This window comes from Butyrivibrio sp. AD3002 (assembly GCF_000420905.1).
Taxonomy (GTDB): Bacteria; Bacillota; Clostridia; order Lachnospirales; family Lachnospiraceae; genus Butyrivibrio.
On record NZ_ATVV01000016.1, the window covers coordinates 1 to 13944 of the forward strand.

The window sequence follows — 13944 nt, forward strand, 5'->3', positions numbered from 1 at the left end:
ACTGTTGAGCGAGAAATCAATCACATGAAGGATAACTTTTGCTTAGCAAATCGTCGTACACGAAACGAGAAAACTCTGCATGCTGACTTGATACTTGCTGGTATCACACAGCTTATCTCCGTTGTGCTTGCCGACAAGATTCATCATCATGAATACATCAGAAGCCTTAAGCCTCTTATAGCATAGGACTTACCAACTTAATAATGTTTTAGCTTTATTCAAGTGCGCCTAAAACCAGATTTTTTCTAAGTTAAGAGCATGGCTTTCAAAAAATGCATTCCGTAATGCTTATGTTAAAGTTGCGCATATACTTTTACTGAGTTTCGCAATTACCTATATTTAAATACTTTCTTATATCTTCTGCCAAAAGTTCATAAATACTTATCTGTTCTCCACCATTTTCAGCCGTAATCTCTCCATGTAAAAAAGCTGAAAACATGCGAGCTGTTTCAGAATTTAAGTTTGAATCTGCCACAACATCATTAAGGATTAGATTGTAAGTATTATCACTCTTAGCAGTATCCTCTTCATTAAAGTTCTTAGCTGCTTCATTAAATGCTTCCAAAGGCGAAAATTCAGGTTCTCCGGCATAAAATTCATCTACGCTTAGCCCAAATTCTTCAATATATTTTTTTACCTCAGAATCATATTCCTGCTTTGGAATCCAGGGCATACCTCCTTCTGTAAGTATCTGCTCAACAGTAAGCGAGTCAATGCCACTATCAAAAATTTCATATGAATAGATGGTTTTACCATCATCCTGACCAAATGAAAATGTAGTTGAGTACAAATAAACCTTGTCTCCCCATTCATTCCACTTATCACTCATTGAAGATAGATCAATACCATTATCTCCACCACAATAGGTCGAAGGTATTGCCTCTGCATAACACTCATCTGTATAGAAAAGATCGCAACGCTTTCCATCTTTATCCACACCGGCGCAATCCGTATCCATTCCACAGCCGGCATATGCCGTCATAGATCCAAAACTAATTCCATATTTGTTTATCGCCCCAGCATTTCTGTAATGCCATATTTCCTCAGTGCAAAACTGAAGTTTGCCATCAATATATTTGATAACAATTGCACAATCCGTATCACCCTCATATTCTGACATTTCAGTTGAATCAGAAAATGATATAAGTAGCTCTGGAATACCATCATTTCCACAATCTATATAGGCATATTGAAAGTCATGATAATTGTGTTCTTCAAATCCACCATTCTCAGAAATAGCCTTTATAACATCCCGGAAGACATACCCCTGACCAGCAACAAGTCCATCCATCGCGTAATTATCAAAATATAACTCTTCTTCCAAATGTAGAAATCTCTCGTATGCTGCCATGCTTTCATCACTTAGAAGTTGCTGTTTATCAAGGTTATTATTGTCAGAAGAATCAGCATTATCAGCAACCACGAGCTCAGAATCTGGATCTTTCTTAGCCTCTAATACTGTTTCTTCCACCGTAGACATATCCTCATTATTATTCTTTTCATCCACAATCGTGTTTTCTGTATCAATAGTTGTATATCGATTTGAACACGCCATCAAAAATACTAAATTAGCGCTTATTAATAACAGTATAATTTTTCTTTTTCTCATAATTTTGTTCTTTTTCTAATAAATTGATATACAATCGACACTAATTCCATTTATCTATTCCAACGCGCTCCTTTAATATCAATGTCGCTTGAGGATTAGTTCTTGCCAGCCCTTCAAAATCGTCAAAATTTCTAGGTAACTGTGATACACCATTTGCATCATAATCACAATAAACATATTTTGAAGAAACCAGAATTGACTCAGTGACACCATGTCCTCCACCAGACAGACAGTACTCTTTACCATTTCGTGCATATCTGCATAGTTTTGAATAGTGCGGAGCAACATAACAGTTTTCAAAGTCGAAATATAATAACTGGCTACTACATTCTGAAACAGGGAAAACAGCTGGCTTTCCACTTTGCTTAAATGTTGCAATTCGTTCAAGTCCAGGATTGTTGTACAAAGGTTTTAACACCCACCACTCCATTCCTTGCGGCGGTGACACAGGGATTGCAAAAGAACAATTAATGTTATCAATTACAGAAAGCTCTGTTATAGCGCATTTACGATTAAAATCAATTGTCTTTATACGAGACACGGATTTTATTTCGTCCTCCATGACTCCTGACGATTTTTGATAAATCCGACAGACAGATGATATTTGCACCCCCTGGGCCTTGTCATAGAAATCCGTGTTCATTACTACTGCATATTTATCCTGGCCACAAACAACCCTGCATATATGTGAACTGTCATCTTCATGGAGCGCCAGAGATAGAATTTTATGCTCTCCTCCTTCATTGACTCTATACGCTGTTTCTATGGTCTCTGATTCCCTGCAGAAATAGAAAAGTTCATCTCCATATATGTAAATATTCTTGAGTAACAGAACACCTTTCTTTTGATTAATCTTATATGCCTTTACTTTTTTATTTACTATATCGCAACATACTATACGATTAATCCATTCACTATCATCCCATGTATAACCTGTGCCATATTCAGCGAACCAAACTCCTTCATTATTAAATCCAAGCAGAAATGAATAATTATTGCAATCCGGCAGCTTTTCCTTAACCAGAAAATTTCCAGTTTCTGTCATAAATTGCAGCATATTTTTGTATGGATCCCAATACAAAATCCAATCTCTGTTTACTTGCATTCTCCCTACAAAGTCCTCGTGCCCAGAATTAAAATAAAACTCTTTATGAGCCGGTACGGAATCAAGGTCTGTAAAAATATCTTCCAACTCGCGTTTATGAATTGCATCCTGGTCTTCTTGCAACCTCCACCCGTAATCAAATTCTGATTTAGCTTTTTCCAAACTATCATATTGATAATTATTGTCTAAATCTACATTATCAAGAGATCCTTCTGATACAATATCGCCATCATATTCATTCCCACATTTCGTTATTATAATCAGCCTAGTATTCTCATCCCACTCTGCTGAAATAACATCGCCTTCACTAAAATTGGAATACTGATATAGTTTTGCAAGTCCATCAATTCTTCCTTTTGCTTTAGAATGCATTTTCGCCTGATACTGGTTGTGCTCATATTGTACCGTAACCGATGTACCCGCTCCTATATCAAAATCCTTTCCAAATGTCATAATTTTATATTGAACATCTGTATGTCCCAACTTTTTTATAGCTTTCATATTTCCCCCTTATTCCTCAGTTATTTTTTCAAACAACAAATGACCTTCGGCATAATCGTAAAACACATGTATGCGATCACCTTCATGTAAATCATTATCACTAAACAAAGCTCCAAGCCTATCTACTCTTCCTTTTATAGAATTGTGCATTTTAGCATTATAAATTTTTCCGTTGTATTCCACTTTCACATACTGTCCAAGTCCAATATTAAAATTCGTTCCTAATACACATATCTTATATTTTACATCAGTAGCACCTAAAACTTTTACTTTTTCCATGTTATGATCAAGCACTTTCTCACCTTGCATTTTGGAATCCTTTTCTCCTGATGCAGTAACTGTAGAAAGTGCTGTAGTCTCATGTAATAATTTTATTCGCTCTTCATCATTACCTGCACTTCCGTCTATCAATGAAACAAATACTTGAAAGAATGGTCTCCATTGTGTTAATTCCTCTTCATCAATAAACTCAGAAAAAACATCTGGTACTATTTCCTCAGTTGCCAGCGCTCGTATATCGTTCATCTCCAATCCTGATATTTGTCTTATAATAATATTATACAAATTCTCATCAGCATACTGCAGGCATAGTGTTGCAAAAAGAAGATTCCGTGTAGCTGTATTATCCCAAAGTGATTTTGGTGTTATGTACCGAAGAAGCAGATATGCATTAAACAGTCGCTTTATTGCCCTTGGATTTGCACCAATAGAACATTCAATCAAATTTTCACAATTTGATAGCTCATTATCATCACTTTGTATTCCTATCTCCTCCAAACAGTTTTTCACGTAACGAGTTATATTATAATTTGCTACAGGGAGTCTAAATGGTACCTGTATTATTTTATCAAAAAAGTTTTTTCCTTTATCTTCATCATCAAATCCATACTTAGCTTCCACTCCACTAACAACGACATCATAATCAATAGCCAGAATAAAAACGCAATTTGGACAATCCAAAAATAATTTCAAAACCTCAAGAAGTTCTACTGCTCTACGAGGTTCAAGCCGATCTAAATCATCAATAAAAATCACAATCCGACTTTTTTCTCTCTTTATCAGCGTTTCCTGTATATAACTTTCGAAACGTTCACGCATATTGCGCATTGCTTCTATCGGATTAAAGTTCTTCTCACCGCCGCTAAGTCCCCGTTCCAAATTATCCGCAATTCTTCCCCCAAGCTGAGAGTCCACTATAGACAGTAATATTTCCTTTGATGCAGATGTAACTTTCCTAAAACCTTGTGTAAGTCGTGATATCTCATCTTTATCAGATTCAGACAACTCGAGCTCTGAGCATAAATACTCCAAAAATGACAACGCCAGCTCATCATCCATATGGAACTGAGAAAATTGCCAGGTGTTAAACCAAATCATTTGTATATCATCGCACTGTTTTAAGGAATCCCTAACAATATTCATCACTGTAGTTTTCCCTGTCCCCCATGCCCCCTGTATAGAAATTGTCATTGGCGTACGGCATGCGGATATAAACTCGGTAAGCCCTTTAGTATATTGGCCAATATCAAACAAATCCTCTACAGATGCCACATCAGTAAAACCAATATTACTTTTTTTCATCGTCTAGCTCCTTGAAAAATCAACAATTATTGTTTCTGTCTCACAACTTAGATAATCTTAAACACATCTGAATAGCAATCTTACATACCTTCATGCCTTATGCCCGCCGATTTGCTTTCCTCTCTCCAATCCGGTGGCACCTTCCTGAAGCGAAGTGCCTTTTACTATGGCGTTTTTCCCGAATTTCTTCTGAATCTCAAGAGTTGCCTTCTGAAGGGCAAGCTGCTTCTCATCGGACTTGGCAAGCTGCTTTTCGTCGGACTTAGTCTGCTCATTTTCACCGTCTCTGCCCTGCTGCCGGGCATCAGCTTTTTGCGGATTCATAACATCAAAAAGTGAAAGCTGTTCGTAAGATTCCTCTGCCATCTTTTGTGAAGCGGTTTCATCAAGTACATGCGATGCGACGATTGTCACTCTTCTTATCAAAAGTTCGGGAGCCACTTTTTCATCATAAATCTTTAATGCTGCATCTATGATATGTCCGGAGAGGGCCGTGAATTCGTCAAGGTTACAACTTCCGTGCGCATGCTCCGGAACCTCTCTTCCATAATAGTCCTTCTTGATTTTCCCCTTGTATTTCTTAGCTATTCCGGGAAGCTTAAGACTTTCCATGTCATAGCCTATGGTCAGAACTATCTGGTCGGTGACCTTTTTCTCCTCCAAAAGCTGCATGGCAAGGGCATCTGCCATCTCCCTTACAATTATCCTAGCCTTATCAAAATCATAGGGACAATGAAGAACCTGACCCTGACTTAGGCTGCTGTTCTCGGGCTTATAAGCCTTTATCATCTCCATCGTACAGGGTTCGTATCCCCACGCATGATCAATGAGGAGCTCAGCGTTAATTCCGAAAAGCTTGTAAAGAAGCTCTTCGTTATGGAATTCCATATCCTTTCCGAGACTGCATCTTGCGATATCTCCCATCGTATAAAGCCCGACCTCGGAGAGCTTTTTCACGTAGCCTCTTCCGACTCTCCAAAAGTCCGTGAGAGGAGTATGATTCCACAGTTTTTCCCTATAGCTCATCTCATCGAGCCCTGCAATTCTGACTCCGTTTTCATCGGGTTCAACATGCTTAGCCACGATATCCATCGCAACCTTTGCAAGGTAGAGATTTGTACCAATTCCCGCAGTTGCCGTAATTCCGGTGGCCTCCTGAACATCCTTTATCATGTCCATTGCCAGCTCCTTCGGAGTTCTGTTATAAGTCCCAAGGTAGCCCGTGGCATCTATGAAAACCTCGTCAATCGAGTAGACATGTATATCCTCGGGGGAAATATACTTCAGGTAGATTTTATAGATCTCAGTGCTTATCTCCATGTATCTTGCCATCCTCGGCACGGCGGCAATGAAATCCAGCTTAAGAGATGGATTTGAAGAAAGCGCGTTGTCATCATCAGATTCTCCGGTAAAAGTTCTTCCCGGAGCGTTCATCAGCCTCTTCGCATTTATCTCCTTAACCTTCTGCTCAACCTCAAAAAGTCTGGCCCTCCCGGGGATCCCATATTTTTTGAGAGCGGGAGAAACAGCCAGACAAATTGTTTTTGAAGTTCTGCTTCTGTCCGCAACTACGAGATTTGTAGTCAGCGGATTCCTGCCAATATCATGGCATTCGACAGAGGCATAAAAGGACTTCAAATCTATGGCAATATATGCTTTTTGTTTTTCGTTTTGAGACATAGACTTAAGTATCAGTGTATATTGTCAAATACCTTAATTTTTATTTCAGTAGTCGGCATCGCTGCGATGTCATTTGAAATATTAACATTTCCCTCATACATTGATGAAACAAGTGCCTTGTAGTCATCAATGGTAAAGTTTTTCATGGACCAGGTATCCATCGGAAGCTGTACATAATTCGCTTCAGGGTCATCGCCCGAAACAATTCCCAGACTCATAATTTTGCCTGCGTAGTTGTCCCAGTTTCCGTCGAACAGATCTGTAAGCGCTGCCTTTATTGACGGAGCAATTCCCTTCATGGCAGAAGTCACACAGATTCCGTCTCCGTAAAGACCGTCCAGAGATACAGACTGATCGACATCAACACCTATGATCTTGCCGCCTGCCTTCTTTGCAGCTTCTCCTGCTGATGTGAAAATTCCGCCGCCGCAAGAAAATACTATCTCTGTGCCATTCTGGTACCAGGTATCCATAACTGCGGTAATCGACTCATCGCCGAAGAACTGCCCTCCGTATACATAGTTTACTTCAACTTCCGAGGTATTTCCAAGTTCCTTTGCCGCATCGTCGGCGCCCTGGATGAAACCGTAACCGAATCTGATAACCGCAGGAACTGCCATTCCACCGAGAAATCCAAGCTTTTTGTATCCTTCCTTAACTACAGCATAGCCCGCCATATATCCCGCGAGCCCTTCGTTATATGTCAGAGAGCAGGTGTTCTGAGGAAGCTCGTAGACTCCTGCGCTTTCGAAATCGCCCTGACTGCAGTCAACCACGATAACATGAACATCTTCGTTACTGCCGGCCCAGTTTGCAAGGACTTCTGCAAACAGATACCCGGGCACTACTATTACATTAAAGCCATCAGCTACCGCATTATCAATAGCAGCAATTCTGGCATCATCAGTGTCCTCGGTGGGTTTGTAGTACTGGAAATCCACACCTCTTTCCTCCGCAAACTCTTTTGATGCCTCATAGGTCGTCTGGTTAAAGGACATGTCCGTGACATCACCGGAGGTAGTAATCATCGCTATCTTGTAATCTCCGCTATCGCCGCCCTTGCTCTTCGAAGATGCGCCGCAGGCAGTCACGCTGATTAAAAGTGACAGAGTAAGTAACATTGCTATAATTTTTTTCATCTTGTGCCTCCTATTTTCATAGTTCTACAGCAGTCTGAAGTGCGATTTCAATCATATCCGTGAGAGTTGTCTGCCTCTCCTCCGGAGTTATATTATCCTTTCTGAAAAGATGATCCGAGACGGAAAGGATAGAGAGCGCATTTTTCCCGGCATCAGCGGCATTCATGTAAAGACCGGAGGTCTCCATTTCAGTCGCAAGTGTGCCAAAATCTCTGTAGCGCGCATACCTGTCCAGAGTGTCCGAGTAGAAAATGTCAGTCGAAAAGACATTTCCTACATGATATCTTACGCCTCTTTCTCTTGCTTTGTTCACAGCTCTCTCTAAAATGCTGTAGGAAGCTGTAGGACAAAAGCACCCCACCAGTCCATATTGTTGTCCGTAAGAGGAATCGTAATGAGCCCCCACCGCAAATATCAGATCTCGGGCTCTTATGCTATCCTGCAGTGCTCCCGCAGTGCCGATTCTTATGATGTTATCAACATCAAAGAAATTGTAGAGTTCATAGGTATAAATACAAATTGAAGGGATTCCCATTCCATGCCCCATCACGGACACTTCCTTGCCTTCATATTTTCCTGTGTAGCCAAGCATCCCTCTGATCTCATTTACACACTTTACATCCGTAAGATAATTCTCCGCCACGAATTTTGCCCTGAGCGGGTCTCCCGACATTAGAACTGTCTTCGCGAAATCACCTGGTTCTGCACCTATATGCGGTGTTGCCATAGTTACTGCCTCCTCATTAGTAAATCTCCTTTCATTTTACTATATTTCGTCCCAGGATAATCTTAAACAAGTATAAAATATGAAAAGGGACTCATGCCCCAAATGAACAGGCAAAAGTCCCTTGAAATCATATACCCTTCAGAATCTCCTTAAGGTAATCCATATATTTTTATAATTGTGTTTATCCCTTGGGCCAGTTATCGGGGTCTTTGTAATAAAGCTGTCCAGCGTAATCCATCATGTATCCGAAATCATCAACCGGTGCAAATTCAAAGTCCTTGTAAAATGTGCCGTCGGAATAAAAGAGTCTGTAAATCTCGCCGTCTTCTAAGATGGGATCCTTATCCCTGAATTCGACGTAGCCTGTAGCCTCCACAAAGCCATCCGCATCATGGGCAGTGAATGTTCCCACCGTATCGAATTCCATCCAGGTCGGTGCAATTCCGTCATCGTAGTAGAGATACCAAATTCCGGGAATAGCTGCGGCATGTTTTCCTTCAAAAGTAACTTCGCCTTCTTTTAAATAGGAGTCGTCAATTATCGGTGCTCCAACCGGTGTTAAACCTGTAGGGGCAGCGCTTTTCATATGTGCCAAAGTGCGCTCAAAATCCTTGACATCATTCAGCCTCATGCCCTGAATATCGGGAGACTTCAGGAACCTTGTTGCATCCTTATCTAAGTCATAAGGTTTCGTCTTGTCACTTCCAAATATGTTTATTTCCGCATTTCCTGCCGGTATATAATAATTTGGAAGTATCTCTCCCGTTTTTGGTGAGTAATACATCAGTCCGTACATTGAGTACTCTCCGACCTGCTTCACTTCTCCTTCTTCAACTGTGAAAAGGTGCACAGGATTCCAGGGACAGTCCCCATTTGCAAGCACAAGGTCCGGAATATCATCATCGTTTACATAGATGAGTTCGAAAACCACATCGCTAGCGTCTACAGGTCTGTCTTCCTCCCCAAAACCTTCTTCATACATAGTAGATATAACCGGATGCTGCATGTAATTTTCCAGAAAATCGGCGTAGGCTTTTATGCTATCTGCAGTGCCTAAGAAACAGCTAAAGGTTCCGCCGTAATCCGATTCAAAAAATCCTGCCTTCTCATTGTCCCAGGGATTGTCGTATTTGCTTGTTCTGGAATCATAGGTGGCGTTTCTGTACTCAATTGATTTAGAACCGTCTTCATTCTCTGTTGTCTTTGAGTAATTTATGTTTACTATGCCATTGTCTCTTTCGATTATGCTATCCAGTGTATATCCCTGACTCTTCAGTTCTTTTTCCGCATTGATTCCGTACTTTTCATCCAAGATATCCTCATCTATAAACCTTGCTTCGTATTCGGTGAAATCGCCTTCACTTCTTGAGTAATAATAGTAATACGGCTTCCAGGTGTGCCCTGTCCACATGGGTTTGTCTGACCCTTTCTCATAGTCGCAGTAATTGTCATAGGCATCAATGGTTATTATCAGATCGCCTGTGCTTTGATCCACTTCTGCATAACCCATTCTTGAAACAGATGACTCGTTTAATTTATCCCCGTCAACATAGTAGAGATTCGTCACCCTGCTTGTCACATAGACATCGCTGAATGCAATAAATCGCTTATCCGCACCTTCGATAATTCCAAAGACATTTTCATTATCAGCTGCAAAGCCAAATTCATCATGAATCTGTCTGCATTCGTTCTCGTTTACAAACCAGATGGTTCCTTCACAGGCGCCAAGTTCATCCATGACTCCATCACCGACATAGAAGAAGCCCTCGATTTTTCCATCGGTATCGAAATCGTCCACAAGGAAATATTTGGATACCTTTTCCGGCGACACGCCTGCTGCCTTTGCAACCTTAGCAGTGAAGGTGTCTGTCATCTTTGCAATTTCAATCTGCGACACTACAGGTGCCTTCAGGCCGTCTGAATCCGGCTCGTCTTCATCGGAGGATGTGGATTCATCGATGTCGTTCTTTTCTGTATCGTTTGTTCCGGTGCCTGTTTCTTCGATGTCGTCACCTTGCTCAGCCTGCGCGGAATCTACTTCTCCACCGTTGCTATTGCTATCTGAACCGGGATTATTACTATTTCCGCATGCTGTTGCAGCAAGTGATAAAGTGACTATTGTTATCGATAGTAGTGACAACAAAGATTTCTTTTTCATGCTATCTCCCTCATATCATGTTGTGCCAAGATATATCATGTTTCAACCTTATCTTGGCAATGAAATAGTTCTCATGAACCAAGATATTTCTTGTTTTGACTTTATCTTGGTAACAAAATCTTCCTCCTGTACCAAGATTTTTCTTGTTTTAACTATATCTTGGTAAAAAAAATGTTTTCCTATACCAAGATTTTTCACGTTTCGCCTTTATCTTGGTAATGAAACAACTTTCATGTACCAAGATTTTTCTTGTTTCAACTTTATATTGGTAATGAAATGGTTTTCCCGTACCAAGATATAAGTGATTCTCCTAATATCTTGGCGGTGCCTATACTTAGCCATGCCAAGACACCTCTTGTATCAACAACTATTGTAGACAGGAATCTGCGTTTTAGCACAATTCTTCTATTCCACAGATTCCCACCGATCTACTCATCTGTGCTTTCACACAAATCTTTCATTCCATAGAAAAAGAAATCGAACTTACTTCTTCATCTTCTTCTCATACTTACTGATAAAGTCCAGATTTTCCTTTTCATATACGTTCAAAAGGCTCTCATCAAAATCGTCCGGCTCGGTCATAGGGAAATACCATTCCATTGTCTCAAAGTATTCCTGAAGCTTCTTGTCTTTGAACTTTCTTCCACAGCGGGCATATATCTCATTTCTTGCAATCCTGAGTTCTTCCTCACTGAAGCCCTTTAAGTCATCCTCTGTTATGTATCTCTGGTCGCTGTCGGGAATGAGCTGTCCCTCTGTGATCGTACTCTGATCAATATCCGGCTCGTATGACGGATTCTTTGCAATATAGTCAGGAAGATTGGATTTAAAACAATATGTGCCATTTTCCTCGGTGAAAGTTACACCGTACTCCTTGCCTTCATAGTTGGTGTAAATAATAGTATACTCGCCATCCTCCAACATTCCTTCGTTAACTGTGACAAAGGCCATATTGGTATCGCCATGCTCAGAAATGAAAAGATCATATTTCTCAAGATAAACCCAGTCGAGGTCGTTTACCATTTCATCGTAGTCAAAGCCGGTGGTCTTCTTCACATAATCCCTGACGTCCTTACCGGAAACAACCGTGAGATCAGTGTATATCTCATCATCACCGGTTGCCTTCAAAAATGCATCCCTGACCTCCTTCGTAGCTCCGTGCTGATCAAATCCGGCACCTGTATAGAACACTTCATTCCAGTCAATGTAGTGAGGATCCGTGAAAGACCTTAGCAGGAAACCATAGTAACCGATACTGTTCAGCTTTTTCTCAATTACCCTAAGCTCGGCCGCTGACATATTGTTCTTAAATACCTTCGTGGGCTCCCCACTATCTGCCTCCACGCCATCGCCACTGTCTTTGAAAAGTGTGAGTGGAAGCTCTTCCTTTACCAAACTGTCTTCCTCATTTGAAAAATCCATATCGGTGATGTCCAGTTTTTCTGATTTATCCACATCATCCGTTCCTAATGTATTATGGTAATAGGAGGCGGTTCCGTCATGATTATCTTCTGAAAAATAGTAATCCTCCCATACTTCCTTTGTGCCATCATCGCTTAGATGGCATAACCCAAAGTACTGGTACATAATGCCGCCTGAACCCAGATAGCTGAACTTTCCGTCTCCTGCCCAGTAATAGCAGCTTCGATTAAAGCCATCAAAGACTAAAACAGGCTTATTATCCTTGCAGGTATAGCAGCAATAGACAATTCCTTCATTCCCGGGTCCTACAAAATCTTTTTGTCTGTTTCTTCCAACCACAAGCTCCGGCACACCATCACCGCTGAGGTCTTTTATCAGATAACCGACGGTATCATTCATGATATCTTTTTCAACATAATTCACGTCTTCCAACATTCCCATCGCAATATAGTCGGAAAGCGGACCTTCGTAGTCGTAGCCGTTTTTCAGAATGTCACGATAGGCATCGAGAACAGGCGCGTAAACTTCTTCGTAAGCTGCTATAGAAATCGCATCTGTTCCGGCATCGTTTTTAGCAGAATCAAGTGTGGACAATGAATCATCGCTGTTATTCTCGGATTCTGCATTGGTCTCCTCTTGGGAATTTGCGTCAGCTTCGTTCTGAGCGTCTGCGACATCTTCGCTTTGGGAATCCGCATCAGCTTGCGCATCTGCATTATCTTTATCTGTGTCATCCTTGCCTTCGGAAACAGCACTGTCTTCTTGAGCTGTTTCCTGAGTACTGCTATTCTCATCCTGCGTGTTTGAAGCCTTGTCGTCACCCGCTTTTCCGCAAGCAGTCATATTCAACGCAATCACTGCCGCAAGTGTTAATGAAAATGCCTTTATATAATGATTTTTCATAATCCCTCCATGTGAGCAGTATTAGTATATTTTCATAGTGCAACAACTCTTCTTATCATTTCTGGATTTGTTGTACCTAAGAATTCTCTAAACAATAAATTGTGTTGGTATCAGCCGGTTTGTTGCACCTTAGAATTCTCTATGCAATAAATTGAGCTGCTATCAGCCGGTTTGTTGTTTACAAAAATAGTCGCAACAACAAATCTAACTATTCTTTACGGATTTGTTGTACAGGTGCCTTTTCCCTTACAACAAATATATCCATAGCTGCTCCATTTATTGTATTGCTCATTTTTCCTTACAATAAATTCAAGCAACACTACTTCTTTTGTTGTTTTCCTTATTAATCATAATACATTTCTTATTCTTCACTACCGCCATAAGTAGGTAATTTCCGATTTTCTGCTGATTCCAAGATAATAAACAAGACTTCCGTAACCTATCACTTCACCTTAAATCCCATATCTACAAGATCATCAAGTTCTTCTAGGAAAGAATACCCATAAGGAATATTGTCGAATTGTCCGCTGTCGGTGACCCTGGTTCCGTCTGACAGCCAGTATTCCAAATAGAAATCCATGCCATCCAGTACGAAGTCATCACTCTTAATTTCTTTGATCTTATAGATATTGTACTTATCCAGAATATTGAGAAAAAGCTTGACCTCAGCATCACTCGCCTTGTAATATTTCTCCCAATCATTCGAGAAGTAATATCCGTCAGCCAGCTTTACCACTTGAATCTTGTAGCTATTCGGCACAGCAGCCATCCCACCACCGACAGAAAAGACAAAGTTCGTTAATTCCGGATCTTCTTCGCTATCCAGCACCACGGTGTAGCTTTCTTTCTGCAATTTCAGCATTTCATCATGAGATATGGTTTTCTTGCTCCAGCATCCTATAAGCGAAAAAAGCATAAGTAAAGTTATAGAAACTGCGACAAATAATTTCATAAATTTCATTATGGCTCCCCTCATAACAAGTCCCATGCAACTATATTTAATCATATAAAAAAAGTGGAATCGATTCTATATAAACCTTCTTTTGAAAATACGGAGGAATCTATATATGGACTCCCCCGTATTTTTTATCTTTTTATTCACTTCATCAGCTTGCTATT

Annotated in this window: 9 protein-coding genes and 1 pseudogene; 1 reads left to right on the forward strand and 9 read right to left on the reverse strand. The window is 40.5% G+C overall.

Annotated elements, in window-relative coordinates:
* A pseudogene (locus tag G596_RS21995) lies at positions 1-186 on the forward strand (ISNCY family transposase); the annotation flags it as partial.
* Between the two features lie 127 nt (positions 187-313).
* Here the strand turns inward: G596_RS21995 and G596_RS0112025 are convergent.
* From G596_RS0112025 to G596_RS0112065, 9 genes are all read right to left on the reverse strand, one after another.
* On the reverse strand, positions 314-1609 hold the full coding sequence (locus tag G596_RS0112025; RefSeq protein ID WP_022762092.1) for a hypothetical protein: 1296 nt from the start codon (positions 1607-1609) through the stop codon (positions 314-316).
* A 40-nt stretch (positions 1610-1649) separates the two neighbouring features.
* Positions 1650-3215: a hypothetical protein gene (locus G596_RS0112030; RefSeq protein ID WP_022762093.1), complete on the reverse strand. Its 1566-nt coding sequence runs from the start codon at positions 3213-3215 to the stop codon at positions 1650-1652.
* A 9-nt stretch (positions 3216-3224) separates the two neighbouring features.
* Positions 3225-4796: a KAP family P-loop NTPase fold protein gene (locus G596_RS23865; RefSeq protein WP_022762094.1), complete on the reverse strand. Its 1572-nt coding sequence runs from the start codon at positions 4794-4796 to the stop codon at positions 3225-3227.
* 90 nt (positions 4797-4886) lie between these two features.
* On the reverse strand, positions 4887-6476 hold the full coding sequence (locus tag G596_RS0112040) for a Y-family DNA polymerase (RefSeq protein WP_022762095.1): 1590 nt from the start codon (positions 6474-6476) through the stop codon (positions 4887-4889).
* An 11-nt stretch (positions 6477-6487) separates the two neighbouring features.
* The gene (locus G596_RS0112045; RefSeq protein ID WP_022762096.1) at positions 6488-7615 is read right to left on the reverse strand and encodes a BMP family lipoprotein; all 1128 of its coding nucleotides are present in this window, start codon (positions 7613-7615) and stop codon (positions 6488-6490) included.
* A 16-nt stretch (positions 7616-7631) separates the two neighbouring features.
* Complete coding sequence (gene deoD / locus G596_RS0112050) at positions 7632-8342, reverse strand: purine-nucleoside phosphorylase (RefSeq protein ID WP_022762097.1); 711 nt, start codon at positions 8340-8342, stop codon at positions 7632-7634.
* A 181-nt stretch (positions 8343-8523) separates the two neighbouring features.
* Positions 8524-10500, reverse strand: a complete 1977-nt coding sequence (locus G596_RS0112055) for a hypothetical protein (RefSeq protein ID WP_022762098.1) — start codon at positions 10498-10500, stop codon at positions 8524-8526.
* Positions 10501-10983: 483 nt separating this feature from the next.
* A complete protein-coding gene (locus G596_RS0112060) occupies positions 10984-12825 on the reverse strand; it encodes a YARHG domain-containing protein (protein ID WP_022762099.1) in 1842 nt (613 codons plus the stop codon).
* 442 nt (positions 12826-13267) lie between these two features.
* On the reverse strand, positions 13268-13786 hold the full coding sequence (locus tag G596_RS0112065; RefSeq protein WP_022762100.1) for a hypothetical protein: 519 nt from the start codon (positions 13784-13786) through the stop codon (positions 13268-13270).
* Between the last annotated feature and the right edge of the window lie 158 nt (positions 13787-13944).